The sequence below is a fragment of the Pseudomonas sp. Tn43 genome, assembly GCF_014192635.1.
Lineage (GTDB): Bacteria > Pseudomonadota > Gammaproteobacteria > Pseudomonadales > Pseudomonadaceae > Aquipseudomonas.
In genome coordinates this window covers 173,605-199,668 of record NZ_JACHYG010000003.1, presented here as the reverse complement: position 1 = coordinate 199,668, position 26,064 = coordinate 173,605, and the positions used below count along the sequence as shown (strand labels likewise).

Sequence of the window (26,064 nt, the reverse complement as noted above, 5' to 3'; positions counted from 1 at the left end):
GAGTGAAAGGTGGAATCAGCGTGTAAGCCGCGACGCTGCTGGAGCGGACTATTTTTCATCAATTTTCAATGATCGAAAACGCTCAAGCGAATTTTTAAGGGCGCGAACCCTATCACAAAAAACCGCTGTGTCCGAACGCATTTACCTGCTTGTGTTCCAGACGTGCGCCGTTTATACAATCGGCCAATGCAGATGCATTCTTATCCTCCCCAATCATTACAAAAAGACGGGCGGATCCTTCCTTTAAGTGATGTTGGCAAGCAGAGGTCACCGTGGAGCAAGAAGTCTGGCAGGTATTGATTGTCGAGGATGACCAGCGTCTGGCCGAACTGACTCGCGACTACCTGGAAGCCAATGGCCTGCGTGTGTCGATCGAGGGCAACGGCGCCCTCGCCGCGGCCCGCATCATCAAGGAGAAACCGGACCTGGTGATCCTCGACCTGATGCTCCCGGGCGAAGACGGCCTGAGCATTTGCCGCAAGGTTCGCGACAAGTATGACGGCCCGATCCTGATGCTCACCGCGCGCACCGATGACACCGATCAAATCCTTGGCCTCGACCTCGGCGCCGACGACTACGTGTGCAAACCGGTGCGTCCGCGTTTACTGCTGGCGCGCATCCAGGCCTTGTTGCGGCGCAGTGAACCCCCTGAAACCGCGCCGGAAAAACAACGCCGTCTGCAATTCGGTCCGTTGGTGGTGGACAACGCGTTGCGCGAAGCCTGGCTGCATGACAAAGGCATCGAGTTGACCAGCGCCGAGTTCGATTTGCTCTGGCTGCTGGTGGCCAACGCCGGGCGTATTCTGTCGCGCGAAGAGATTTTCACCGCGCTGCGCGGGATCGGTTATGACGGCCAGGACCGCTCCATCGACGTGCGCATCTCACGCATCCGCCCGAAGATCGGCGATGACCCGGAGCATCCGCGACTGATCAAAACCATCCGCAGCAAAGGCTATCTGTTCGTTCCTGAAGCCTGCGCAGATTTGTCGCTGTGAACTCGATCTTCCTGCGCATCTACGGCGGCATGTGCGCGGCGCTGATTCTGGTGGCCGTGCTTGGCGTGCTGGCCTTGCACCTGCTCAATCAGGTGCGCAGCGAGCAATACCGCGAGCGTCTGGCCCACGGCACGTTCTCGTTGATGGCCGACAACCTGCAACCGATGAACGAAACCGAGCGTCACCGGGCCTTGCTGGTGTGGGAGCGCTTGCTCGGGATTCCATTGGCGCTCAAGACATTCCCCCAGACCGGTCTCGACCTGACCCAGCGCACCCGTGTACTGCGCGGCCAGGTCTTGGTGGAGCAGACCGGGCCGCACGCGGCGAAGGTTTACCGCTTGGTCAGCGACAAGGAACAACTGGTGCTCACCGGGGAAGTCCAGCAGATCAGCGAGCAACTGGCGCGAGCGACCATTTACCTGTTGGCCGATGAACTGGTGCGCTTCCCGGTGGCCGAGCAGCCCAAACGTCTGGCGCAATTGAAGGAAGAGAAGGGTTTCGGTTTTGACCTGAAGCTGGTCACGATCGATCAGGCCGACATGGACGAAGACCAGAGCCGGCGCGTATCCGAAGGCGACACGGTGATGGCGCTAGGCAAGGGAGGGGATTCGATCCGGGTGTTCGCCGGCATGGTCGGTACGCCGTGGGTGCTGGAAATCGGCCCGCTGTATCAGATGAATCCTTACCCGCCCGAGTGGCTGGTGCTGATCGCGGCCCTCGGCCTGAGCCTGATCGGTTTGATTGTCTATCTGTTGGTGCGTCAGCTGGAGCGCCGTTTGCGCGGGCTGGAAGCCGCCGCCACACGCATCGCCAAGGGCAGCCTGGAAACCCGCGTACCGGCCCGCGGCGCGGACTCGGTAGGGCGTCTGGCCTCGGCGTTCAACGGCATGGCCGAGCACTTGCAGCAATTGTTGGCGATTCAGCGAGAACTGGTGCGCGCCGTGTCCCATGAACTGCGCACGCCGGTGGCGCGCTTGCGGTTTGGCCTGGAGATGATCGGCTCGGCCACCACGCCTGAGGCGCTGGAAAAATACCGCGAAGGGATGGACCACGACATCGAGGACCTCGATCGGCTGGTCGATGAGATGCTCACCTATGCGCGGCTGGAGCAGGGCTCACCGGCGCTGAATTTTCAGCGGATCGATCTGGATGCGTTGGTCAATCAGGTGATCGAAGAACTGGCGCCACTGCGCGCCGAGGTCACGGTGCAGCGCGGTTTGTGCCTGTCGGCTGCCGATTGCGACGACGCCTGGGTCGAGGCCGAGCCACGCTACCTGCACCGGGCGTTGCAGAACCTGGTGAGCAACGCCATGCGCCACGCCCATTCACGGGTGACCGTCAGTTATCAGGTCGGCCAGCAGCGCTGTCGGGTCGATGTCGAGGATGATGGGCCGGGCGTGCCGGAAACGGCCTGGGAGAAAATCTTCACCCCGTTCCTGCGCCTCGATGACAGCCGCACCCGTGCCTCGGGCGGGCATGGGTTGGGGTTATCGATCGTGCGGCGAATCATCCATTGGCATGACGGGCGAGCATTGATCGGCAAGAGCAAAAGCCTGGGCGGGGCCTGTTTCAGTTTGAGCTGGCCGAGGAATCAGGAGCGGCGGTGAGGTTGGGCATATGACCTGTAGCAGCTGGCGAAGCCTGCGTTCGGCTGCGAAGCAGTCGTCAAACCAAACATCCGCGGTGTTTCAGGCAAATCGCGTGCTCAGGATTTACGACTGCTTTGCAGCCGAACGCAGGCTTCGCCAGCTGCTACAGGGCTTCAGGCCTTGATGCTGACCAGGCTCAACAACTGCCCATCCATCACCGCAAATTGCGCGTCCAGCTCAGTGCCGCTACGCCATTCACCGGACAGGTCAGTCAGTAACCGCAACCGCACTTCACCGCCCGCGCTCCACTCCAGCACTTCGGCGTGTTCGAAATAAAAGCGCTTCTGCACAATAGGGTAGAGCGCCTTGAACAGACTCTCCTTCACTGAAAACGTCAACGTCACCAGCATTGCCAATTGATCGCGAGCACCAGCAGCCATGCGCTGCATCTCAGGCCCGGTGAGAATTTCCCCGGCCAGGCGTTCGGCACGCTCTGCGTCGAGCAGGTTTTCCAGGTCCATTCCCAAGCCACGCCAATGGGCTTTATTCGCGACAATCGCTGCGGCCCGGCCGGTGCTGTGGGTGATTGAACCAGTGATGTGCGCCGGCCATACCGGGGCGCGGTCTTCGCCGATGGCGGGAATGAAGCTCAGCCCCTCCAGTTGTTGCAACGCCGCCCGGGCGCAGACTCGCCCGGCGAGAAACTCGGCCTGGCGCTTGGCTACTGAACGCTGAATGCTCGCAGGCGGCTCGATGGCGCTGCGCTGGAAATCATCACTGGCCAGTTGCCTGGTATCGAAGTGGGTGCCCAACAGGACGGTATCGGCCAGCACAAACGGCAGCGGCCAATGAGCGTCGAGTGGGGTGCAGCAGACGGGTAGGGCGGGGACGGGATTCATGACGGGCATTTTGCCGGGTTGCCTTGAGGCTGGGTAGTGGCTGAGCGCTTGATCGTTCCCACGCTCTGCGTGGGAACGCATCCGGTGACGCTCTGCGTCACACCGTCGAAGGGACGCGGAGCGTCCCGGGCGGCATTCCCACGGGGACCGTGGGAACGATCATCGTGTCAGCCAAATATCTTCTTGAAAAACGCCTGCATGTCCGCCCAAGACTTATCATCGGCGGTCTTGCTGTAACCAATGTCCGGCCCGCCGTGGTCGCCATGGCTCAGACGATCCGCCTCCGGATTGCTGAACCCATGCTTGGCGCCTTCGAGGGTGACGAATTTGTAGTCGGCACCGGCCTTGTCCATTTCCGCTTTGAACGCCGCCACGTTTTCCGCGGTGACCATGCTGTCCAGATCGCCATGCTCCACCAGGATTTTCGCCTTCACGCTGCCAGGCGTCGCTGGCGTATTGGTCACCAGCGCGCCGTGGAAACTCACCACGCCCGCCAGCGGCACACCTCGACGCGCCGCATCCAGCACCACCTTGCCGCCGAAGCAATAACCGATGGCCGCCAGTTTGTCCGGATCGGTCTGCGGTTGTTTCTTCAGCAGGTCGAGCCCGGCCTGAAACCGTGCGCTGGCCGCTGCGCTGTCCTTCAATGCCGCTTGCATGAAGGCCATGGCGTCCTTGGCATGTTCGGTGTTCTTGCCGTCGCCAAACATGTCGATCGCCAGCGCGCTATAGCCCAGACCAGCCAGATCACGGGCGCGGCGCTTGGCGTAATCGTTGAGGCCCCACCACTCATGCACCACCACCACGCCCGGGCGCGGGCCTTTGATGGCGTCGTCGTAGGCGTAATAGCCGATCAGCTTGGTGCCGTCGGCACTCTGGTAGGGAATTTCCTGGGTCTGGATGGCGGCCTGGCTGACCCCGCTCAGAGCCAGTAACACGAGGGCGAGGAACACACGCATGATCAAATCTCCATATTAAGAATCGTCAGGACAGCGTAGTCGATTTGATTCAGCTCAGGTTCAGTGTGCGTTCAGGGGCCGTACAGGGAGGGGGCAGTAACCTTGCCCCGTACCCAAAAAGCACATAGCTCATGAGGAAACCCCAATGACTACTTTTAAAAAACTGCTTCTGGCTTTCACCATGCTGGGCGCCAGTGTGGCAGCCCACGCCGACACCACCAATTTCGCCGGCCTGAGCTTTGGCCAGACCAGCGACAAGGTTAAAAAATCCAGCGCCCTGAACGACAATCTCAACCACCCGAATGCCGATGGTGTGATTGGCAAGGACAACACCTGGGGCGTGCGTCTGGGCCAGCAAGACAGCAAGGGCCGCTACTACGCCACTTACGACAATGTATCGGGCTCGCACAATGGCATTAAACTGCGTCAGGAAAACCTGCTGGGCAGCTACGATCTGTTCTACCCGGTGGGCGGCAGCACCCAATTGTTTGGCGGTGCCACGGCCGGTTTGACCAAGCTGACCCAGGATTCGCCAGGCTTCAGCCGCGACAGCGACATCGGTTACGCCATTGGCGGCCAGGTCGGTGTATTGCAGCAAGTTTCGCAAAACACCTCGGTCGAGCTGGGTTACCGTTACCTGCGCAGCAACGCCAGCACCGAGATGAGTGAGCGCGGCGGCAGCAAACAGGGTTCGCTGGACTTGACCAGCAGCGCCCAGACTTACCTGTCCGCCAACTACGCTTTCTAAAAAGTGTTTGGCGGCCAGTCGGTTAAGCCGCACAACCTGTGGGAGCGGGCTTGCCCGCGATGACGGCAACACATTCACCATTGATGTGTCAGACCGATCGCTATCGCGGGCAAGCCCGCTCCCACAGGTTCTGCGGCTTGATTGCTGGCGTCGCCCTGTCAGCCATTGAGGTGCTGTGCCTTTGCATATGTTGCGCCTTTGGAGATGTTGATTTGCCCAGGAGAGCGTTATGAAATTGCTGGTCGTCGAAGATGAAGCGCTGTTGCGCCATCACCTGCAAACCCGCCTGACCGATAGCGGCCATGTGGTCGAATCCGTGGCCAACGCCGAGGAAGCGTTGTACCAGGCCGGGCAGTTCAACCATGACCTGGCGGTGATCGACCTCGGCCTGCCGGGCATGGGCGGGCTCGACCTGATTCGTCAATTGCGCTCCCGGGGCAAAACCTTTCCGATCCTGATCCTCACCGCGCGTGGCAACTGGCAAGACAAGGTCGAAGGCCTCGCCGCCGGTGCCGATGACTACGTGGTCAAGCCGTTCCAGTTCGAGGAGTTGGACGCTCGCCTCAATGCCTTGCTGCGCCGCTCCAGCGGTTTCACCCAGTCGACCATCATCGCCGGGCCGCTGTTGCTGGACCTCAATCGCAAACAGGCCTGCCTCGATGAACAACCGTTGGCGCTGACCGCGTACGAGTACCGGATCCTCGAGTACCTGATGCGCCATCACCAGCAAGTGGTGGCCAAGGACCGCTTGATGGAACAGCTCTATCCGGATGACGGCGAGCGCGATCCGAATGTGATCGAAGTGCTGGTCGGCCGCTTGCGCCGCAAACTCGAAGGCCCGGCCGGCTTCAAGCCAATCGATACCGTGCGTGGCCTTGGCTACCTGTTTAACGAGCGCTGCACTTGATTCGTTCCCTTCGCGTCCGGTTGATGCTCGCCGCCACCCTCCTGGCGGTTTTATTCATGCTGGCGCTGCTGCCGGCGATGCAGGGCGCGTTCAGCCTGGCCTTGCAGGACTCTATCGAGCAGCGCCTGGCGTCGGACGTCACCACGCTGATCTCTGCTGCCCGGGTGAATAACAACCGCTTGCAGATGCCGGCGCAACTGCCCGACGAACGCTTCAACCTTACCGACAGCCGTTTGCTCGGCTACATCTATGACCGCGAAGGTCACCTGGTCTGGCGCTCGAAGGCTACCCAGGAAGAGAAGATCAACTACAAACCGCGTTACGACGGACGCGGTAACGAGTTCGCAAGGATTCGCGAAGCCAACGGGGAAGAGTTCTTCGTCTATGACGTCGAGGTCAAACTGCTCGGCGGCCAAAGCGCAGCGTTCAGCATTGTCGCGTTGCAACCGGTGCGCGAATACGAAATCACCGTCGAAGGCCTGCGGGAAAACCTTTATCTGGGCTTTGGTGCGGCTTTGCTGGTGTTGCTCGCCTTGCTGTGGATCGGTCTGACCTGGGGCTTGCAGGCGTTGCGCCGGCTGAGCCAGGAGCTGGACCAGATCGAAAGCGGCACCCGGGAAAGCCTCAGCGAACAACACCCGCGTGAATTGTTGCGCCTGACCGGCTCGCTCAACCGTTTGTTGCACAGCGAACGCGAGCAGCGCAGCCGTTATCGCGATTCCCTCGACGACCTGGCCCACAGCCTGAAAACTCCGCTGACGGTGTTGCAAGGGGTCGGCGAAGACATGGCGCAAAAGCCGCAAGAGCGCGACCAGGCCTGGGTGCTGCAAACCCAGATCGAACGCATGAGCCAGCAAATCAGCTATCAACTGCAACGCGCCAGCCTGCGCAAAAGCGGCCTGGTGCGTCATCAGGTGCGCCTGCGCCCAGTGTTGCAAAGCCTCTGCGACACCCTGGACAAGGTCTACCGCGACAAACAGGTGCGAGTCGCTTTCGATCTGCCCGATCAATGTTATATGCCGATCGAGCAAGGTGCCTTGCTGGAAATGATGGGCAACCTGCTGGAAAACGCCTATCGCCTGTGCCTCGCCGAAGTGCGCATCAGCGTGCGCGAAACCCTCGGCGGCATTGAGTTGTGCGTCGAAGATGATGGGCCGGGCGTGCCACCGGATCAGCGCGCGCGGATTCTGCAGCGGGGCGAACGGCTGGATCGCCAGCATCCGGGGCAGGGGATCGGGTTGGCGGTGGTCAAGGACATCATCGAGAGCTACAGCGCGAAGCTGACGCTGGGGGATTCGCCAATGGGTGGGGCGGCGTTCCGGGTTCATTTTCCGGGGGGTTGAACCTGTCACTGATCGTTCCCACGCTCCGCGTGGGAATGCCTCAAGGGACGCTCCGCGTTCCAGCTCTGAAGGGACGCGGAGCGTCCCGGGCTGCATTCCCACGCGGAGCGTGGGAACGATCATAAACAGTGGTGTTTAAACAACCTCGACCCGCGAGGCTAACGAAGAACCTGCAACCGATCGTTCCCACGCTCTGCGTGGGAATGCCTCAACGGACGCTCCGCGTTCGGCTCTGGAAGGGACGCGGAGCGTCCCGGGCTGCATTCCCACGCGGAGCGTGGGAACGATCATCGCAGAGCGTGGGAACGATCATCTTAAAGCTCTTGGGCCCGATAGGCCCCCGGCGTCAACCCCGTCCATTTCTTGAACGCCCGGTGAAACGCCGACGGCTCGGAAAACCCCAACTGTTCGGCAATCTGTTGCAACGACAGATCCGCGCGCCCCAGGTGATAAATCGCAATGTCCCGCCGCAACTGATCCTTCAATTCCTGAAAACTCGTGCCTTCTTCGCGCAAATGCCGGCGCAAGGTTTGCGGGCTGATATGCAGGTGCGCGGCCACGGCTTCCAGGTCCGGCCAGCGAGCACTGTCGCGGCTGAGCAAGCGCCGCAACTGGCTGCTCAGGCTGTCGCCTTCGTCGGGGCGCGATAGCAGGTCGGCGGGGGAGCGCTCGAGAAAGTGCTTGAGGGTTCGTTCGTCCTGCAACAGCGGCATGTTCAGGTAGCGACTGTGAAACAGCAGGCTGCTTTGCGCCGTCGTGCTTTTTGCGTCGGCAAAGCTCAGCGGGCAGGAAAACAGCAAGTCGTATTCGGCCCCGTGTTCGGGCCTGGGGTAGCTGAACGTGGCCTGCTCCAGACGAATGCGCTGGCCGATCAGCCAACTGCCGAACCGATGCCAGATCACCAACAGGCTTTCGCTGAGGAAATGGTCCGGGTCCCACAATGGCGAATCGTCCAGGCTCAGGCGAACCATCTCGCCTTCGCGGCTCAGCGTCAGACGCGGCGCGCCGGGGAACAGGCTGTAAAACAATAGTCCGCGATTGAGCGCTTTCTCCAGGGTGCGGCAGTGAATCACCGCGTGGCACATCATCGCGAAGCTGCCGGGTTTGCTCGGCGCATGCCCGAAGCCCAGGTATTCATCATCCAGAGCCAGCCATAGACCCTGGATCAATCGGGCGAACTGCTCGGGTGCGATTCGGGCGCGCGGCTCCTCGAGCAACTCGGGGCTGATCCCCAGTTGCTGCAACAAACTTGAATAGTCGTAGCCACGCCGACGCGCGCCACCGAGGGCGGCGCGGGCGAAATGACTGGCGATGGTGCGTTCGCGCATAGGGGGCAGGTCCATCCATTGAGCAATGGATGGTAGCGGTGCCTGTCGAGAATGAACAAGGCGGATATCCGCCAAATTGCAGGACGAGGTTCGGCTGGCGGGCGGAAATCCGCCACATCGTTGTGACGGGGCAGTGACCCCAAAAAACCTGTAACCCTTGATGTCACAAGGCTGGCGGGTTTTTTTTCGAAGGTGGCACGACGCTTGCGATACAAGCCGCAGAGGTCTGCCGGCGTGCAGCTCGACAAAACAAATCCCTCCAGTGCAGGAGGGTTCGCAATTGAGATGTCAGGGGCAACAGATGGATGTTGCTACTGAGGCACTCTTGAGGAACTTTGCAATGACGACTCGTCAGCCACTGTATAAATCCCTGTACTTCCAGGTGATCGTTGCCATCGCTATCGGCATCCTGCTCGGTCACTTCTACCCGCAGACCGGTGTAGCCCTCAAACCGCTGGGTGACGGGTTCATCAAACTGATCAAAATGGTCATCGCGCCCATCATCTTCTGTACCGTCGTCAGTGGTATCGCCGGCATGCAGAACATGAAATCGGTCGGCAAGACCGGTGGCTATGCGCTGCTGTACTTCGAAATCGTCTCCACCATTGCCTTGCTGATCGGTCTGATCGTGGTCAACGTCGTGCAACCGGGTGCCGGCATGCACATCGACGTGACGACCCTGGACACCAGCAAAATCGCTGGCTTCATCTCCGCCGGTAAAGACCAGAGCATCATTGCTTTCGTCCTCAACGTGATCCCGAACACCATCGTCGGCGCCTTCGCCAACGGCGACATCCTGCAAGTGCTGATGTTCTCGGTGATCTTCGGTTTCGCCCTGCATCGCCTGGGTGCCTACGGCAAACCGGTGCTGGATTTCATCGATCGCTTCGCTCACGTGATGTTCAACATCATCAACATGATCATGAAGCTCGCTCCAGTCGGCGCGTTCGGTGCGATGGCTTTCACCATCGGTGCCTACGGTGTCGGTTCGCTGGTGCAACTCGGTCAGCTGATGATCTGCTTCTACATCACCTGCATTCTGTTCGTGGTTCTGGTCCTGGGCGCCATCTGCCGCGCGCACGGTTTCAGCGTGATCAAACTGATTCGCTACATCCGTGAAGAACTGCTGATCGTGCTGGGCACTTCCTCTTCGGAATCCGCGCTGCCACGCATGTTGATCAAGATGGAACGCCTGGGTGCGCAGAAATCGGTTGTGGGTCTGGTGATCCCGACGGGCTACTCGTTCAACCTCGACGGTACCTCGATCTACCTGACCATGGCGGCGGTGTTCATCGCTCAGGCGACTGATACGCCGATGGACCTCACTGCCCAGATCACCTTGCTGCTGGTGCTGCTGTTGTCCTCCAAAGGCGCTGCGGGCGTGACCGGCAGTGGCTTCATCGTGCTGGCCGCTACCCTGTCTGCCGTCGGCCACTTGCCGGTTGCCGGCCTGGCGCTGATCCTGGGTATCGACCGCTTCATGTCCGAAGCCCGTGCGCTGACCAACCTTGTGGGTAACGCCGTGGCTACCATCGTGGTCGCCAAGTGGGTCAAAGAGCTGGATGAAGACACGCTGCAAACCGAGCTGGCTTCCGGCGGTCGTGGTATCTCCGATGAGCGTGAAGTAGACGACCTGGGCGTGGCCGAAGGCCCGGCTCCGGCTAGCCTCAAGTAAGCGCTTCATTGACATACAGGCTGCACTGAAAAACCCGCTTCGGCGGGTTTTTTCATGGGGGCGATTTGAGCACAACGGTCACCGCCGCTGACACATAAGGTGATTGCTGCACTGTCCTCGGCTGCCTAGGCTTGGGGGATTGCACTGGAGAACGCTTATGCTCGGTCCACTGGTATCCCTCAAGGTTCTGGATTTCTCGACACTGCTGCCGGGGCCGTTCGCCTCCTTGCTGCTGGCAGACATGGGCGCCGAGGTGCTGCGCATCGAATCGCCGACCCGCATGGACCTGCTGCGAGTATTGCCACCGCATGATCAAGGCGTGTCGGCCAGCCATGCGTACCTCAATCGCAACAAACGCAGCCTGGCGCTGGACCTCAAGCACCCCGAGGCGCTGGAGGTGATCAAACAATTGCTGCAAGACTACGACATCGTGCTGGAGCAGTTTCGTCCCGGCGTGATGGACCGGTTGGGTTTGGGGTATGACGCCTTGAAAGCGATCAACCCGAAGCTGATTTATGTGTCGATCACCGGTTATGGCCAGACCGGCCCCTACAAAGATCGCGCCGGTCACGACATTAACTACCTGGCGTTGGCGGGGCTTTCGAGCTACACCGGTCGCGCCGACAGCGGCCCGGTGCCGTTGGGCATGCAGGTGGCGGATGTCGCGGGCGGCTCGCTGCACGGGGTGATCGGTCTGCTGGCGGCGGTGATCGCGCGACAGCAGACAGGGCAGGGGCAACATCTGGATGTGAGCATGACCGACTGCGCCTTCAGCCTGAACGCCATGGCCGGTGCCGGGTACCTGGCCTGCGGGGTTGAGCCGGGCAGGGAAAATCAGATGCTCAATGGCGGCAGCTTCTACGATTACTACCGTTCCCGCGATGGACGCTGGTTGTCGGTGGGCAGTCTGGAGCCGGGTTTCATGCAGCAACTCTGTACGGCGCTGGGCCGGCCGGAACTGGCGGCCCAAGGGCTGTCGCCCGAGCCGGCCCGGCAACAGGCGCTCAAGGAGGCGTTGAAAGTTGAATTCGAAAAATACGACTTTGCCAAGCTGTGTGAACTGTTCGCCGGGGTCGATGCCTGCGTCGAGCCTGTGTTGAGCCTGGGCGAAGCGGTGCGGCATCCACAGTTGAAGGCGCGGGAATTGGTGATTGACGTGCCCAGGGGCGATGGTTCGACTCAGGCGCAAATGGCCTGTCCGTTGAAGTTTTCAGCAGGGTTGCCTGAAGCGCGGCACATCGGGGCGGGGCTGGGTGAGCATACCGATCAGGTGTTGGGGGAATTGGGGTTCAGTGCTGAGCGGATCGAGGAATTGCGGCGTGCCAGGGTTGTTACATAGATCGTTCCCATGCTCCGCGTGGGAATGCATCCCGTGACGCTCCGCGTCACAGTGGACGCGGAGCGTCCATCGCGGCATTCCCACGCAGAGCGTGGGAATGATCATGTGGGTCACTCGACCCGCATCTCGCCACTGAACACCAATGTGCTCCTGCACCGCCGACACAAATACCGTCGCCCCTGTCTCACCAGACCATGTCGCTGCGCCGAAAACGGGAAATCGCTGTCGGGGCAGGGGCATTTGTAGATGTAGCGGGTCACGCTGCGGCGTTTGACGTCGTAGGTGTGGCAGCGGTTGGGCGGCAGTTCGTACACACCGCGCATGATCAGTTGCCACTCTTCGCCGTGAGGCTGGATGCGGTCCCCGAACAGCTGATGGGCGATCAGGTGCGCGACTTCGTGCGCCACGGTCTGCTTGAGGAAGTCTTCGGTGTTTTCCCGGTACAGCTGCAGATTGAAACGCAGCAGGTTCTCGTGCAAATGCGCGACACCGGCTTTTTGCCCGCGCAGCTTGAGGCTCACCACGGGGCGTTTGAAAGGTCGTTTGAAAAAGGATTCGGCTTGTTGGAAACAATCTTCGACGCGGGTGTTGAGTTGCTCGGGCATGCTTGATGGATCTCCAGAGTCGTCGAGTATGCCGCAACCCTCGGGACTTGCGAATCGCCGAGGCGCCGAATGGTCGTACCTCCTGCTCTTTCCTGGAGCTAGAAGGCCGCCTTGCGGCGGCCTGTGTTGGCAGATCTTGTTTTTGGTGGGGGTGTTGCTAATTCGTATAGACCGGCCCCACGCCGAGTCCCCAGACAATCACCGTGAACGCCATGATCGCCACCAGCACCACCAGTCCTACGGCAAGCACCGAGCTTGAAAACAGAAATCCCTCGTCCGACGGAATGTTCATGAACGTTGGCAAGCCCACATACAGCAAGTACACCGTGTAGCAGACGGCCGCGGTGCCGACGATCATCCCCAGCCACAGGTGCGGGTACAGCGCCGCCAGGCCGCCGATGAACAGCGGCGTTGCGGTGTAGGTGGCGAACGCGACACAGCGTGCCAGGCTCGGGTTGGCGTCATAGGTGCGAGCCATCCAGTGAATGAACGCGCCCATCACCGCAACACCGCCAAGCATCGCCAGGTACGACATGATGGTCATCCACAGCGCGCTTTCCATGGTCAGCATCACCGGCGCCCGGTTACCAATGACCCAACCGACCTGCGTGGTGCCGATAAACGCCGATACGGCAGGGATCGCCGCCAGAATCAGGGTGTGCGTGAGGTACATGTGGCTGATGCTTTCCTCCTGGTCGCCACGGATTTCTTTCCATTCCTGGTCAGGGTGGGTGAAGAGCCCCACTACGTGATGGATCATGCCAGTCACTCCTCTTGTTGTTGCCATCGCCCCCCAGCGGAGCGCTTACGGGCCAAAGTGGCCAGGTAAGTACAGGTCTGAATACGTGTGCGACCTTATGCCGCAGTATAGAAAGGAGTTGCCGGAAATAGTGCGAGGGGCTTAGAGCAAATCGCGCTGTAAATGTTATGGGTAATCGCCGATGGGTCTGTGCCTTTTAAACCCTGTGGCGAGGGGACTTGCCCCCGTTGGGTCACGAAGTGGCCCCCAATCAGTCGACTATATTTTCCAAGAGGAACCGCAGTGTTTGTTTTACGACTGCTGCGCAGCCGAACGGGGGCAAGCCCCCTCGCCACAAGTGCAATGTTTTTGCGTAAAATGCCGGCCTTTCGTCACACCTCACGGATTTCGCGTCATGGGCACTCTTACGGTCAACCAGAACAAACTGCAAAAGCGCCTTCGCCGTCAGGCGGGTGAGGCTGTCGCCGATTTCAACATGATTGAAGATGGCGACAAGGTCATGGTCTGCCTGTCCGGTGGCAAGGACAGCTACACCATGCTCGATGTGCTGATGCATTTGCAGAAAGTCGCCCCGATCAAGTTCGAGATCGTTGCCGTGAACATGGATCAGAAACAGCCGGGCTTTCCTGAGCACGTGCTGCCGGCTTACCTTAAAGAACTGGGCATCGAGTACCACATCGTCGAGAAAGACACTTACTCGGTGGTCAAGGAGCTGATTCCGGAAGGCAAGACCACCTGCTCGCTGTGCTCGCGCCTGCGTCGCGGCACGCTCTATACCTTTGCCGATGAAATTGGCGCGACCAAAATGGCCCTCGGTCACCACCGTGACGACATCGTCGAGACGTTCTTCCTCAACATGTTCTTCAACGGCTCGCTCAAGGCCATGCCGCCCAAGCTGCGCGCCGATGACGGGCGCAACGTGGTGATCCGTCCGCTGGCCTACTGCAACGAAAAAGACATTCAGGCTTACTCGGACTTCAAGCAATTCCCGATCATCCCCTGCAACCTCTGCGGCTCCCAGGAAAACCTGCAACGCCAGGTGGTCAAGGAGATGCTGCAGGAGTGGGAACGCAAGACCCCGGGCCGTACCGAAAGCATTTTCCGCAGCTTGCAGAACGTGATTCCGTCGCAATTGGCGGACCGCAACCTGTTCGATTTCACCAACCTGAAGATTGACGAAACGGCGGCTTCGCGCTTCGTCAACGTTGTAAACCTCTAAACACAATCACGGTGGGTGCCAGCAGGCTGGCTCCCACATGATGAACTGCCCCCAAAAGTTGGACACCGATCCTGTCTTTGGGGGACAGTTCATGAGTCTATTCACTTACTTATCAGGAAAGGGCATGCGCGATTACAAGTGGCTGCACGAATACTGTCTGAACCGCTTCGGTTCGGCGGCTGAACTGGAAGCCCATTTGCCCGTTCCCAAGACCCCGGCGCAATTGCGCAAGATCAGCGACGATCGCTACCTCTCGACCATGGCGTTGCGGGTATTCCGCGCCGGGCTCAAGCACAGCCTGGTGGACGCCAAGTGGCCGGCTTTCGAAGAAGTGTTCTTCAAGTTCGACCCGGAAAAAGTCGTGCTGATGAGCGCCGAACACCTGGAACGCCTGATGCAGGACGCGCGGATCATCCGCCACCTGGGCAAGCTCAAGAGCGTGCCGCGCAATGCTCAGTTCATTCTGGACGTGGCCCAAGAAAAGAACAGTTTTGGCGCGTTGATCGCCGAATGGCCGGTGACCGATATTGTCGGCTTGTGGACCTATCTGAAGAAACACGGGCATCAGTTGGGCGGGTTATCGGCACCGCGATTCTTGCGCATGGTCGGCAAGGACACCTTCGTGCCCAGCTATGACGTGGTGGCAGCGCTGAATGCGCAGAAGATCGTCGACAAGGTGCCAACCAGTTTGCGGGACATGGCCACGGTGCAGAATGCGTTCAACCAGTGGCACGAAGAGAGCGGTGGGCGGCCGATGAGCCAGATTTCGATGATGCTCGCTTACACAGTGAATCATTGAGACCGAGATGAGCCCATCGCGGGCAAGCCCGCTACCACAGGTATTGGATTGAGCACAAAATATGTGAACGACTCCGGTCCTGTGGGAGCGGGCTTGCCCGCGATAGGGGCCTGTCAGGCGACGCTGGTCTGGCCTTCACCCGCCAACTTGCGGTTCAATTGATATCGCCACCGCACATACAACATTGCCGAGCAGAACACCGCCAGGCTCGCGCCCATCTCCAGTAACCCGAACAGCTGCCGGTTCGGGTCGTACGCGGCCAATGCGCCTTTCATGAAATACAGGTTCACCACAAAACACATCCACGAATGCCCGCGGGCGCTGCCAGCGATCATCCCCGGCGCCAGCAATAGCAGTGGCACCAGTTCGATCAGCAGAATCACCCACGGTCGCGCGCCATGCAGGTCGGCGAATACCAGATAGTAGGCGCAGAGCAGTCCCACCAAGCCGAAAAAGCATAGCAGGCTGATGATGCGCATCGCCCGTACTCGCGGTTCGAGCCATTCGATGGAAGGCAGAATCTTCGGCTTTTTGGCCATCTCAGCTCACCAACTTTTGCGCAGTCTTCGCCAACCGCAGGCCCAAGGCCCGGCACAGCGCAACTTCGTGTTCATTCAAACCGCTTTTACCATCGGCCCCAGCGTGATGGCTGGCGCCGTAAGGCGTGCCGCCACCGCGGGTTTCCAGCAGCGCCGACTCGCTGTAAGGCAGGCCGGTGATCAGCATGCCATGGTGCAGCAACGGCAACATCATCGACAGCAGCGTGGTTTCCTGGCCGCCGTGCAGGCTCGCGGTGGAGGTGAAGACCCCGGCCGGTTTGCCCACCAGGGCGCCGGTCAGCCACAGATTGCTGGTGCCATCGAGAAAGTACTTCAAGGGGGCGGCCATGTTGCCGAACCGGGTCGGGCTGCCGAGGGCCAGGCCGGCGCAGTTTTTCAAGTCGTCGAGGCTGGCGTACAGCGCGCCTTCATCGGGAATGTCCGGCGACACGGCTTCGCATTCAGTGGAAATCGCCGGCACGGTGCGCAATCGGGCTTCAAGGCCGGCTTGCTCGACACCCCGGGCAATCTGCCGGGCCATTTCATTGGTCGAGCCGCTGCGGCTGTAATACAGCACCAGAATGTACGGCGCGCTCACGGCAGCAACTCCAGCACTTGCTCCGGCGGACGGCCGATGATGGCTTTGTCGCCGACTTCCAGAATCGGCCGCTCCATGAGTTTCGGGTGCGCGGCGATGGCCGCGATCAATTGCGCCTCGCTCAGGCTGCTGTCGGCCAGGTTGAGGGTTTTGTACTCATCCTCGCCCGTGCGCAGCAATTGCCGGGCGCTGATGCCGAGCTTGCTCAGCAGGCTCTGGATTTGCGCGGCGTCCAGCGGCGTTTCCAGGTAACGGACCACGGTCGGGGCCAGGCCACGATCCTGGAGCAGTTCGAGCGCACCGCGGGATTTCGAGCAGCGCGGGTTGTGATAAAGCGTCAGATCGGTCATGTGCGGGTCGCATCTTGCGTAAGGTGGCGGCTATTCTAACCGTGCGGCGCGTAATCCAGAACCTTGGGAGGCGATGGGTCGCCGGTGTATTTCATTTTTGACAAGGATCCGGACATGACAAGGCGACTGGCAGCGGCATTGGCGATCTTGGGGGCATTATTGCTGGGGGGCTGCGGCAATGACTATGGCGTCGACCAGAACGGTCATAAAGTCGCCGCCGAACGTCTGGACCAACAATGGCTGGTGCTCAATTACTGGGCCGAGTGGTGTGGTCCGTGCCGTACCGAGATTCCCGAATTGAACCTGCTGGCCGAGCAGCTCAAGGGCAAGAAGATCGGAGTGTTCGGGGTCAACTTCGACAATGTGCAGGGCGAAGAGCTGAAAAGCGCCAGCGAGAAACTGGGCATCGCCTTCACCGTGCTGGCCCAGGACCCGGCCGACCTTTTCGAATTGCCGCGCAGTGAAGCGTTGCCGGTGACTTACATCATCGATGACAAGGGCAAGGTGCGGGAACAGTTGATGGGCGAGCAGACGGCGGCGGGGTTGATGGCGAAGCTTGAGGCGTTGCAGGCCAAGAACTAAAAGCAAAAGATCGCAGCCTCGCCAGGGCTCGACAGCTCCTACAAGATGTTCGGCAATCCATGTAGGAGCTGTCGAGCCCTGGCGAGGCTGCGATCTTTTCGGGGCTGATGATCAACCCTCTTCAAGCCACCAACGCAACGGTTTGCCTTGCGCCGGCCAGAAGCGCATCTGGTCGAGCGGTGAAACGTCCCAGCGCTGGACGTTTTCCAGCGCCTGCAGGAAGCGTTTTTCCTGCTCCATCAACGCTGGCGCACACATTTTGCGAGTGCTGCCGATCTTGCCGAAGCTCAACTTGTCGCCTTGCAGGGTATACGGCGCGAACCAGTGATTGCAGCCGCCATTGCCGTAGGCGCGACCGTCTTCATCGAGGGTAATGGTCAGGTGGCTGTAGTCCATCAACGGACGCTCACCGATCCATTCCAGAATGTAGCTGCGGTTGTGTTGCAATTGCACCGGTTCGGCGGCGCAGCCCAACAGGCTGGCGCCGGCCATGGCGGTCAGAGCAAGGCGTTTCATCACGCAGGCTCCTGGCACTTCTTGCACAGGTGCTTGTCGGCAACAGTGGCCCAGCCCAGCTCGGCAATGCGCGCAGTGGCCGCCGGTTTTTCGGCCTTGTTGCCCAGCTTGGCGTCGACCGCGAACTCAAAGCTCAGCTCTTTGGCGCAGCTGTCGCAATTGACTTTCCAGGTATGAATCGCCAGTTCGCCGAACACTGGACCACTGGCCACCGCGACCCATTGGCCCGGCGGGTTGATCAGGTGGCGAACCGTTTCGACGGTCAGGCGCATGGACAAGTCCTTACTGCCTTTAAGGGTCACGACCAACACGTCGTTATTACGAATCGAGCCGCCGTTGCCGGTGACTTGATAACGCCCCGGCACAAGGGCGCGGCATTCGGTGAGGGTGTGTTGCGGGTTCATCAGGCTATAGCGGAAATCGTGTTCGACCATGGGTCCTCCAAATATGCGCGATATGCTAGCACGGGCACGAACGCAGCATGGCGCGGGCATGTGACCTTCGATCTGGTTCAAATGACTTGCCGAGTCATGGCACACTGCCGCTTTTGTATCTCTAGGGAATGGAAATGGCGTTGATCGAATGTTTTGAGTGCAAGCAACGCATCAGCTCCATGGCGCCTGCCTGTATTCATTGCGGTGCACCTGCGCAGGCAGAAGCGGCTACATCGACGGCTACGCAGGCGCCTGTTTCTTTCGGGCGTTTACCGACCAATGAGAGCGTGCCGAGGGTGACCCCGGCCGCTTTCGGGCGCAAACGTAAAGCCGAGGTCGAGGCCGGGATTCCGACACCGGTAGCCGGCGGGCGGCGTCCGGTGGAACTCTGGCTGAAACTGATGATTTTTCTTCTGCCGCCGTTTTTTGTCTGGTTCCTGCTGCGTCGCGGGCATTCGCTGGGGCAGCGCTTGCTGGGCTTCGGCTGGCTGGCCCTGATGATCCTTTTGTCCAAGTCCTGACCCGTCAGCTCTCGACCTGATTCTGTGGCGAACCGGCCGCCCAGGCCGCAATGTTCTGCAGGGTGGTCGCGGCAATCGCGCCCAGGGCTTCGCGGGTGAGGAAGGCCTGGTGCGCGGTAATGATGACATTCGGAAAGGTCAGCAGGCGCGCCAATACATCGTCCTGCAGCGGCAAGTCGGAGCGATCCTCGAAGAACAGCTGCGCCTCCTCTTCATACACATCCAGCCCCAGATAGCCCAATTGGCCGTCCTTCAACGCATCGATCAGCGCCGGCGTCTCCACCAGACCGCCACGCCCGGTATTGATCAGCATTGAACCGGGCTGCATGTGCCTCAGTGATTCGCTGTTGATCAGGTGTTTGCTCTGTTCGTTGAGCGGGCAATGCAGGCTGATGATCTGCGACTCGGCCAGCAATTGCGGCAAGCTGAGGTAGCGCGCGCCGAGCGCTTCGACTTGTGGGTTCGGGCAAGGATCATAGGCCAGCAACCGGCAGCCGAAGCCGTTCATGATTTTCGCGAACGTCGCGCCGATCTGCCCGGTGCCGACCACGCCGACGGTTTTGCCGACGAGGTCGAAACCGGTCAGCCCGTGCAAGCTGAAGTCGCCCTCGCGGGTGCGGTTGTAGGCACGGTGCAGGCGTCGGTTGAGCGCCAGAATCAGCGCCACCGCATGTTCGGCCACTGCGTGGGGCGAGTAGGCCGGAACCCGCACAATCGCCAGCCCCAGGCGCTTGGCTGCCGTCAGGTCAACGTGGTTGTAACCGGCCGAGCGCAGGGCAATCAGGCGTGTGCCACCCGCGGCCAGGCGTTCGAGTACCGGAGCACTGAGGTCATCATTGATAAAGGCGCAGACCACGTCGTGATGTTCCGCCAGCGCCGCCGTGTCCAGGCTCAGTCGCGCTGGCTGAAAATACAGCTCGATGCCGGCGGGCAGTTCCGCATGCAGAAAACTGTCGCGGTCGTAGATCTGGCTGCTGAAAAGAATCGTGCGCATGCTGTCCTCCTGGAAGTTACCTGTAGCAGCTGGCGAAGCCTGCGTTCGGCGGCGAAGCCGTCGTTAAATCAGGCACCGCAATCGTTCAGGTAAACCGCGGATGCAGGTTTTACGACGGCTTCGCCGCCGGACGCAGCCTTCGGCAGCTGCTACACAGATTTGAGCTTAGCCTTCAAGGCGACCGGTGTTATTGCGCTGCATCAGGCATTGATACGCGCATGGGCTGCCAGCCGATTGATGGCCCGTTCGAGTTCTTCCAGCGCGCCGTGGGCTTTGGAGTCCTGTTGCTTGAGCAGGGTTTCGCTGCGCTGGCAGGCAGCGCGCAATTGCGGGACGCCGCAATAACGGGTCGCCCCATGCAGGCGATGGACTCGCTCGATCAGCGCATTCTGGTCATTGGCTTCACGGGCGAGGCGAATGGCTTCGCGGTCGGCCTCCAGGGAAGCCAGCAGCATTGCCAGCATGTCTGCCGCCAGGTCGGCCTTGCCCGCCGCCAAGCGCAGGCCTTCGTCGTGATCAAGTACCTGCAAGTCATTATCGATGCTGCTTTCGCTGGAGCGCTCCGGCCCCAGGTTGCGCAACGCCAGGCCGGTCCATTTCAACACCACCTGCGCCAGTTGCCGTTCGCTGATGGGTTTGGTCAGGTAGTCATCCATGCCGCTTTGCAGCAATGCACGTTTTTCGTTGGCCATCGCGTGAGCGGTAAGGGCGACGATCGGCAGCGGTGTGCAATGCCGTTCGCTTTCCCACTGGCGAATGGCTTCGGTGCTTTGGCGGCCATCCATGCCGGGCATCTGGACGTCCATCAGCACCAGGTCAAAGGTCTCGTTCTGCACGGCCTTGACCGCGGCATATCCGCTTTCCACCGCGAGCACCTTGGCGCCCATGTCTTCGAGCAGGGTTTGCACCAGCAGCAAATTGGCCGGGTTGTCATCGACGCAAAGGACCTTCGGTGCGCGACTCGAAAGCGGCTCGCCGGGGTCGCTGCGCTGCTGGCGAGGGTTGACCATGTCGGACAGGGCTCGACGCAGTTTGCGCGTGCAGGCCGGTTTGGACTGCAGCTGGCTGTGGGGGTTGGGTACCGAGAGATGGAACATCGTCAGCTCGGTGGTCGGGCACAGCACCAATACTCTGCAGCCCAGGTGTTCGAGGTCCCAGATATGCTGGTTGAGGCGTTCCGGCGGCATGTCGTTGCTGGTGATGCCGAGCACAGCCAGACCGATGGCCTGATCGGTCTGATGGGCGCCGGTCACGCCATTGGCCAGGCTTTCGAGAGTGTTGAACGGCGTGACGGCCAGGCCGCAGTCTTCCAGTTGATGCTGCAAGGCCTGTCGGGCCAGTTCATGGTTTTCCAGCACCGCCACCCGCTGTCCGAGCAAGGGTGGGCCGGGCAGGTCCTCGGCGTCGTCGCGGGTTTTGGGCAGGCTCAGGCTGATCCAGAATTCCGAGCCTTCGCCCGGTGTGCTGTCGACGCCGATCTCGCCCCCCATCTGTTCGATCAGTCGTTTGGAAATCACCAGCCCCAGGCCGGTGCCGCCAGGTTGCCGGGACAGCGAGTTATCGGCCTGGCTGAAGGCCTGGAACAAGGCGCGCACGTCCTGATTTGACAGGCCAATCCCGGTGTCCTGAATGCTGATGCGCAGTTGCACGCTGTCTTCATACTCTTCTTCGAGCATGGCGCGGGCGACGATGGTGCCTTCGCGGGTGAACTTGATCGCGTTGCTCACAAGGTTAGTGAGAATCTGCTTGAGTCGCAGCGGATCGCCCACCAGCGACAGTGGCGTATCGCGATAAACCAGGCTCACCAGCTCAAGCTCTTTGGCATGGGCGGCCGGGGCGAGGATGTTCAAGGTGTCTTGCAGCAGATCGCGCAGGTTGAACGGAATATGGTCGAGCACCAGTTTGCCGGCCTCGATTTTCGAGAAGTCGAGAATCTCGTTGATGATCCCCAACAGGCTGTCCGCGGATTTTTCGATGGTGCCCAGATAGTCGAGCTGACGCGGGGTCAATTCACTTTTTTGCAACAAATGGGTGAAGCCGAGAATGCCGTTGAGCGGCGTGCGGATTTCATGGCTCATGTTGGCCAGGAACTCGGACTTGATCCGGCTCGCCTCCAGGGCTTCCTTGCGTGCAAGGTCTAGCTCGATGTTCTGGATCTCGATGGTTTCCAGGTTCTGACGCACGTCTTCGGTGGCCTGATCGACGCTGTTTTGCAATTCTTCCTGAGCGTTCTGCAAGGTTCCGGCCATTCGGTTGATACCGGACGCCAGTTCATCCAGTTCCTGGCTGCCGAGGGGCGGCAGGCGGGTTTCCAGGTGACCGTCCTTGAGCTGTGCCACGGCTTGTTTGATCTGGCTCAATGGCCGGTTGATGGTCCGGCCCATGCGCAGCGCCAGCAGCGCCGCACCGACCAGGCCACCGCCGATCAGCAGCAGACTGGCGAACAGACTGCGGTAACCGCGCAGCAACATGCCACTGTGCGACAGTTCGAGTTCGACCCAGCCCAGCAGGCGGTCGGTTTCATCGGGAATCAGGTCGCCCGCCAGGTTGCGGTGCTTGCCGAACACGGGCAGCAGATAGCGCGTGGCGTCATTGCCACTGCGTCGCAGAAGCTGGGAACCGCTGCCCAAAGGCGCCGGATTGAGCATGGTCGGGCCGGCATGGGCCAGTTGAGTGCGATCGGGGGCGAGGAAAGTCACCGCACGCACGTCGGTTTGTTCCAGGAACTGAGTGGCGATGCGTTCCAGCAGGTCGTTGTCTTTGCGACCCATGGCCGGGGCCACCAGCGGTGCCAGCTGTTCGGCAATCATTTCGCCGCGCTGCATGAGTTGGGATTGCAGGTCCGATTGCTGCATCCAGGTGAAATAGCCGCCCAAAACCAGTGCCATCAGGGTGGTCGGTAACAGGGTCAACAACAGCACGCGGCCTTTAATTCCCAGTTTCTTGAGCACGCATTTCTCCCGCATCCAGCTGTTTATTGACCTGCACATGCGTCCGGCATGCACCATCTGCGCAGTGTAGCGATTTGCATGCGGGCAATCTTCGTAAAATTGATCTCGTCATTCGTCGGTAAGTTCAGTGCTTGGGGCTTGGGGCGTAAACATTCGGCAGCTGTGGAAGAGAGCCTGCGCACGATACGGCCCTCTCAGCCGTCACCGCGCTGATTCATGCCGGAGCGTTCGCGTTTATTTGTACGACCTTTCCTAAAGAGCATTGCCGACACCTTATGCCTGACTCGACGGAATAGACTCGGGTTTTTCCTCGTCCTCCAGGAATTCGGCATGAAGGCATCCAGCGTCCCCGACAACGCAGCTGACGACCGTTTCAATGAAGTGCTTGCGCTGATTCAAAGTGCCAGACAGCAAGCCATGCAGGCGGTGAATACCCAATTGATCGAGCTGTATTGGCAGGTGGGCGCTTACATCAGTCGCAAGCTGGAACAGGCTGAATGGGGCGATTCTGTGGTCAATCAACTGGCTGAGCATCTGGCTCAGACTCAACCGGGGTTGCGCGGGTTTACGCGCCCCAATCTATTCCGCATGCGTCAGTTTTATGAGACTTACCGGGGCGACGAGAAAGTCTCACCACTGGTGAGACAAATACCCTGGACCCATAACTTGGTCATTTTCAGCCAGGGCAAGCTGCCGGAAGAGCGTGAGTTTTACCTACGTATGGCTGTTCAAGAAAAATGGTCGAAGCGCGAATTGGAGCGTCAGTTCAAGACCGCACTGTTCGAACGAAGCGTGACCCAACCGGCAAAAGCCTCTGCGGTGCTGAGACAAACTCACCCAGCAGCGCTTGAGATATTCCGCGACGCCTATGAGCGCAAAACCACGAAAACCCAAATTGCATGAGTTCTATGCATTGGATTTTAAGCAGGAGACAAGCGGATAACCCCTCTTATTCCCATTCGCCATAAGCCTCTTACTTTGCGTGATATGGCCTGCGCACGTTTGCCGGTATGATAGGCGCCCCCGCAGTCTGGATTGCGAATACGCCATGACCTTGCAGTACCCAACCATCGCCGATTGCGTCGGCAACACTCCGCTGGTCCGTTTGCAGCGCCTGCCTGGCGCCACCAGCAATACCCTTTTGCTCAAGCTCGAAGGGAATAACCCGGCGGGTTCGGTCAAGGACCGTCCGGCGCTGTCGATGATCACCCGCGCCGAATTGCGCGGGCAGATCCACGCCGGCGATACGCTGATCGAAGCGACCTCGGGCAACACCGGGATCGCCCTGGCCATGGCTGCGGCGATCAAGGGTTACAAGATGATCCTGATCATGCCGGACAACTCCAGCGCCGAGCGTAAAGCCGCCATGACGGCTTATGGCGCCGAGCTGATTCTGGTCAGCCAGGAAGAAGGCATGGAAGGCGCTCGCGACCTCGCCCAGCGAATGGAGGCCGAAGGTCGCGGCAAGGTGCTGGATCAGTTCGCCAACGGTGACAACCCTGAAGCGCACTACACCACCACCGGTCCGGAAATCTGGCGCCAGACCGAAGGCACCATTACTCATTTCGTCAGCTCGATGGGCACCACCGGCACCATCATGGGCGTTTCGCGCTACCTGAAAGAACAGAACGACAACGTGCAAATCATCGGGCTGCAACCGATGGAAGGTTCGGCGATTCCGGGCATCCGTCGCTGGCCGCAGGAATACCTGCCGAAGATCTACCAGGCCGAGCGCGTGGACCGGATCGTCGACATGGCGCAAAGCGAAGCCGAAGACGTGACCCGTCGCCTGGCGCGTGAAGAGGGCATCTTCTGCGGCGTGTCTTCGGGCGGTGCGGTGGCGGCGATGCTGCGCCTGTCCAAAGAAGTTGAAAACGCGGTGATCGTCGCGATCATCTGCGACCGTGGCGACCGTTACCTGTCGACCGGCATTTTCGACGCGCCCAACTGATGGCCAGGCAAGAGAGAGGCCTGCGCTTCCAGCCCACGGGTGGCAGCAAGGCCCCGCAAGTCCCGACCGGCAAAAAGCAGCGCTTGACCATCGAGCGCCTGGCCAATGATGGTCGCGGTATCGCGTTTTTCGAAGGTCGCACCTGGTTCGTCATCGGCGCATTGGCCGGTGAAGACATCGAGGCGCGGGTCCTGGGGGCCCACGGCAAAGTGGTCGAGGCGCGCACCGAGCGCGTCTTCCAGGCCAGTGAATTGCGGCGCCCGGCACCGTGCGTTCATGCCAGTCGCTGCGGCGGTTGCAGCGTGCAGCATTTGCCCCACAACGAACAGCTCGCCCTGAAACAGCGCATGCTCGCCGAGCAATTGTCGCGGGTTGCCGGTGTCCAACCTGATGAGTGGGCAGCGCCGTTGAGCGGTCCGGAATTCGGCTACCGTCGTCGCGCCCGAGTGGCGGTGCGTTGGGACATGAAAGCGAAAAAACTCGAAGTCGGTTTCCGCGCTGCCGGCAGTCAGGACATCGTCGCCATCAACGAATGCCCGGTGCTGGTACAGCCCTTGCAACCCATCATGAGCCGCTTGCCGGAGATGCTGCGACGCTTGAGCAAACCCAAGGCGCTGGGGCACGTGGAGTTGTTCAGCGGTTCGTCGTCGGCGGTATTGCTGCGGCATATGGCGCCGTTGTCCGAAGCCGACATGACCATCCTCAAGCAATTCTGCGCGTTCCATGAAGCCCAGCTATGGCTGCAAGGCGATGGCGAGCCGCAACCGGTCGAAGCCGATCAATCGCTGGGCTATCGCCTTGAACAGTGGGATTTGAACCTGGCGTATCGACCGGGAGATTTCATCCAGGTCAACGCCGGGGTCAACGAAGCGATGGTCGCCCAGGCGTTGGCGTGGTTGGCGCCCAAATCGGATGAACGGGTTCTTGACCTGTTTTGTGGGTTGGGCAACTTTGCCTTGCCGCTGGCCAAGACCGTTCGCGAAGTGGTGGCGGTGGAGGGCGTGCAAGCGATGGTCGAGCGGGCTGCCGCGAATGCCGCTGACAACAATTTGCATAATGCGACGTTTTTTCAGGCCGATTTATCCCAGCCTTTGACGAATGCCGAATGGGCCGACGAAGGCTTTTGTGCGGTACTCTTGGACCCACCTCGCGACGGTGCTTTCGAGGTGGTGCGCAAGTTGGCATCCCTGGGCGCCAAACGATTGGTGTATGTGTCGTGCAATCCTGCAACGCTGGCGCGCGACACCGTCGAATTGATCAAGCAGGGCTACCGGTTAAAACGTGCCGGGATTCTCGATATGTTTCCTCAGACGGCGCATGTCGAAGCCATGGCGTTATTTGAAGCGAGCCAGGACGGCTCGTCTGGTCCGACTGACCCGCTCGTGCAAACGCATTCGTCTTAGCCCCGCGAATGCACACGGGCAGCGACGGTCAGCGATTTGACGCATTGAATCTGCGTCGTA

General features: G+C 60.3%; 25 protein-coding genes and 1 pseudogene. 14 read left to right on the top strand and 12 right to left on the bottom strand.

Annotation, left to right across the window (positions count from 1 at the left end):
• The first annotated feature begins 272 nt into the window (after positions 1-272).
• Positions 273-995, top strand: coding sequence for a response regulator (locus FHW68_RS09440; protein WP_095634362.1), 723 nt, complete (start codon positions 273-275; stop codon positions 993-995).
• Complete coding sequence (locus FHW68_RS09435) at positions 992-2,602, top strand: ATP-binding protein (protein WP_095634363.1); 1,611 nt, start codon at positions 992-994, stop codon at positions 2,600-2,602. The genes FHW68_RS09440 and FHW68_RS09435 overlap by 4 nt, the downstream gene beginning before the upstream one ends.
• Before the next feature lie 155 nt (positions 2,603-2,757).
• Here FHW68_RS09435 and FHW68_RS09430 read toward each other — a convergent pair whose 3' ends face one another.
• Both FHW68_RS09430 and FHW68_RS09425 read right to left on the bottom strand, forming a co-directional pair.
• Positions 2,758-3,483: a 4'-phosphopantetheinyl transferase gene (locus FHW68_RS09430; RefSeq protein ID WP_221217087.1), complete on the bottom strand. Its 726-nt coding sequence runs from the start codon at positions 3,481-3,483 to the stop codon at positions 2,758-2,760.
• Positions 3,484-3,650: 167 nt separating this feature from the next.
• Positions 3,651-4,442 (bottom strand): dienelactone hydrolase family protein, encoded by a 792-nt coding sequence (locus tag FHW68_RS09425; RefSeq protein ID WP_183680128.1) that lies wholly within the window; start codon positions 4,440-4,442, stop codon positions 3,651-3,653.
• Between the two features lie 145 nt (positions 4,443-4,587).
• On the opposite strand from FHW68_RS09425, the gene FHW68_RS09420 reads away from it, so the two are divergent.
• The 3 genes from FHW68_RS09420 to FHW68_RS09410 all read left to right on the top strand — a co-directional run bounded on the left by FHW68_RS09420 (position 4,588) and on the right by FHW68_RS09410 (position 7,440).
• Positions 4,588-5,190 (top strand): hypothetical protein, encoded by a 603-nt coding sequence (locus FHW68_RS09420; RefSeq protein WP_183680126.1) that lies wholly within the window; start codon positions 4,588-4,590, stop codon positions 5,188-5,190.
• A 229-nt stretch (positions 5,191-5,419) separates the two neighbouring features.
• The gene (locus tag FHW68_RS09415) at positions 5,420-6,097 is read left to right on the top strand and encodes a response regulator (RefSeq protein ID WP_095634367.1); all 678 of its coding nucleotides are present in this window, start codon (positions 5,420-5,422) and stop codon (positions 6,095-6,097) included.
• A complete protein-coding gene (locus FHW68_RS09410) occupies positions 6,094-7,440 on the top strand; it encodes an ATP-binding protein (protein WP_183680124.1) in 1,347 nt (448 codons plus the stop codon). The genes FHW68_RS09415 and FHW68_RS09410 overlap by 4 nt, the downstream gene beginning before the upstream one ends.
• A 314-nt stretch (positions 7,441-7,754) precedes the next feature.
• Here the strand turns inward: FHW68_RS09410 and FHW68_RS09405 are convergent, their stop codons facing one another.
• Positions 7,755-8,768: an AraC family transcriptional regulator gene (locus FHW68_RS09405; protein WP_095634369.1), complete on the bottom strand. Its 1,014-nt coding sequence runs from the start codon at positions 8,766-8,768 to the stop codon at positions 7,755-7,757.
• Between the two features lie 340 nt (positions 8,769-9,108).
• Here FHW68_RS09405 and FHW68_RS09400 point away from each other — a divergent pair, with 340 nt between their 5' ends.
• Positions 9,109-10,443 carry a dicarboxylate/amino acid:cation symporter gene (locus FHW68_RS09400; RefSeq protein WP_183680122.1) on the top strand — a complete coding sequence of 445 codons (1,335 nt, stop codon included), beginning with the start codon at positions 9,109-9,111 and terminating at the stop codon, positions 10,441-10,443.
• Between the two features lie 157 nt (positions 10,444-10,600).
• Complete coding sequence (locus tag FHW68_RS09395; protein ID WP_183680120.1) at positions 10,601-11,782, top strand: CaiB/BaiF CoA-transferase family protein; 1,182 nt, start codon at positions 10,601-10,603, stop codon at positions 11,780-11,782.
• A 110-nt stretch (positions 11,783-11,892) separates the two neighbouring features.
• Here FHW68_RS09395 and FHW68_RS09390 read toward each other — a convergent pair whose 3' ends face one another.
• Positions 11,893-12,387: a SprT family zinc-dependent metalloprotease gene (locus FHW68_RS09390; RefSeq protein WP_095634372.1), complete on the bottom strand. Its 495-nt coding sequence runs from the start codon at positions 12,385-12,387 to the stop codon at positions 11,893-11,895.
• Positions 12,388-12,544: 157 nt separating this feature from the next.
• Positions 12,545-13,147, bottom strand: a complete 603-nt coding sequence (locus tag FHW68_RS09385; protein WP_095634373.1) for a Yip1 family protein — start codon at positions 13,145-13,147, stop codon at positions 12,545-12,547.
• Positions 13,148-13,541: 394 nt separating this feature from the next.
• Between FHW68_RS09385 and ttcA the strand changes: the two genes are divergently transcribed.
• Together ttcA and FHW68_RS09375 are read left to right on the top strand one after the other, a co-directional pair.
• Complete coding sequence (gene ttcA / locus FHW68_RS09380; protein WP_123720620.1) at positions 13,542-14,366, top strand: tRNA 2-thiocytidine(32) synthetase TtcA; 825 nt, start codon at positions 13,542-13,544, stop codon at positions 14,364-14,366.
• A gap of 124 nt (positions 14,367-14,490) precedes the next feature.
• Positions 14,491-15,165, top strand: coding sequence for a DNA-3-methyladenine glycosylase I (locus FHW68_RS09375; protein WP_183680118.1), 675 nt, complete (start codon positions 14,491-14,493; stop codon positions 15,163-15,165).
• A gap of 113 nt (positions 15,166-15,278) precedes the next feature.
• Here the strand turns inward: FHW68_RS09375 and FHW68_RS09370 are convergent, their stop codons facing one another.
• The 3 genes from FHW68_RS09370 to arsC are packed head-to-tail and all read right to left on the bottom strand — an operon-like array spanning position 15,279 to position 16,652.
• Complete coding sequence (locus FHW68_RS09370; RefSeq protein ID WP_183680116.1) at positions 15,279-15,704, bottom strand: DUF2069 domain-containing protein; 426 nt, start codon at positions 15,702-15,704, stop codon at positions 15,279-15,281.
• Position 15,705: 1 nt separating this feature from the next.
• The gene (gene wrbA, locus FHW68_RS09365; protein ID WP_095634377.1) at positions 15,706-16,302 is read right to left on the bottom strand and encodes an NAD(P)H:quinone oxidoreductase; all 597 of its coding nucleotides are present in this window, start codon (positions 16,300-16,302) and stop codon (positions 15,706-15,708) included.
• Positions 16,299-16,652: an arsenate reductase (glutaredoxin) gene (gene arsC, locus FHW68_RS09360; RefSeq protein ID WP_095634378.1), complete on the bottom strand. Its 354-nt coding sequence runs from the start codon at positions 16,650-16,652 to the stop codon at positions 16,299-16,301. The genes wrbA and arsC overlap by 4 nt, the downstream gene beginning before the upstream one ends.
• 114 nt (positions 16,653-16,766) lie before the next feature.
• Here arsC and FHW68_RS09355 point away from each other — a divergent pair, with 114 nt between their 5' ends.
• Positions 16,767-17,234: a TlpA disulfide reductase family protein gene (locus FHW68_RS09355; RefSeq protein WP_095634379.1), complete on the top strand. Its 468-nt coding sequence runs from the start codon at positions 16,767-16,769 to the stop codon at positions 17,232-17,234.
• 111 nt (positions 17,235-17,345) lie between these two features.
• Here the strand turns inward: FHW68_RS09355 and FHW68_RS09350 are convergent, their stop codons facing one another.
• Entirely contained in the window at positions 17,346-17,750 is a 405-nt protein-coding gene (locus FHW68_RS09350; RefSeq protein WP_183680114.1) for an META domain-containing protein, read from the bottom strand.
• A complete protein-coding gene (locus tag FHW68_RS09345) occupies positions 17,750-18,184 on the bottom strand; it encodes a hypothetical protein (RefSeq protein WP_007899088.1) in 435 nt (144 codons plus the stop codon). The genes FHW68_RS09350 and FHW68_RS09345 overlap by 1 nt, the downstream gene beginning before the upstream one ends.
• A 134-nt stretch (positions 18,185-18,318) precedes the next feature.
• Between FHW68_RS09345 and FHW68_RS09340 the strand changes: the two genes are divergently transcribed.
• Complete coding sequence (locus FHW68_RS09340; RefSeq protein ID WP_183680112.1) at positions 18,319-18,705, top strand: hypothetical protein; 387 nt, start codon at positions 18,319-18,321, stop codon at positions 18,703-18,705.
• Between the two features lie 4 nt (positions 18,706-18,709).
• Here the strand turns inward: FHW68_RS09340 and FHW68_RS09335 are convergent, their stop codons facing one another.
• Both FHW68_RS09335 and FHW68_RS09330 read right to left on the bottom strand, forming a co-directional pair.
• Positions 18,710-19,699 carry a 2-hydroxyacid dehydrogenase gene (locus FHW68_RS09335; RefSeq protein WP_095634382.1) on the bottom strand — a complete coding sequence of 330 codons (990 nt, stop codon included), beginning with the start codon at positions 19,697-19,699 and terminating at the stop codon, positions 18,710-18,712.
• A gap of 200 nt (positions 19,700-19,899) precedes the next feature.
• The gene (locus FHW68_RS09330) at positions 19,900-22,650 is read right to left on the bottom strand and encodes a response regulator (protein WP_095634383.1); all 2,751 of its coding nucleotides are present in this window, start codon (positions 22,648-22,650) and stop codon (positions 19,900-19,902) included.
• A 330-nt stretch (positions 22,651-22,980) separates the two neighbouring features.
• Here FHW68_RS09330 and FHW68_RS09325 point away from each other — a divergent pair.
• The 3 genes and pseudogenes from FHW68_RS09325 to rlmD form a co-directional block, all read left to right on the top strand.
• Positions 22,981-23,520, top strand: a pseudogene (locus FHW68_RS09325) (DUF1016 N-terminal domain-containing protein); the annotation flags it as partial.
• Between the two features lie 178 nt (positions 23,521-23,698).
• Positions 23,699-24,601: a cysteine synthase CysM gene (gene cysM / locus FHW68_RS09320; RefSeq protein ID WP_007899067.1), complete on the top strand. Its 903-nt coding sequence runs from the start codon at positions 23,699-23,701 to the stop codon at positions 24,599-24,601.
• Complete coding sequence (rlmD, locus tag FHW68_RS09315; RefSeq protein ID WP_183680110.1) at positions 24,601-26,004, top strand: 23S rRNA (uracil(1939)-C(5))-methyltransferase RlmD; 1,404 nt, start codon at positions 24,601-24,603, stop codon at positions 26,002-26,004. The genes cysM and rlmD overlap by 1 nt, the downstream gene beginning before the upstream one ends.
• The last annotated feature ends 60 nt before the right edge of the window (positions 26,005-26,064 follow it).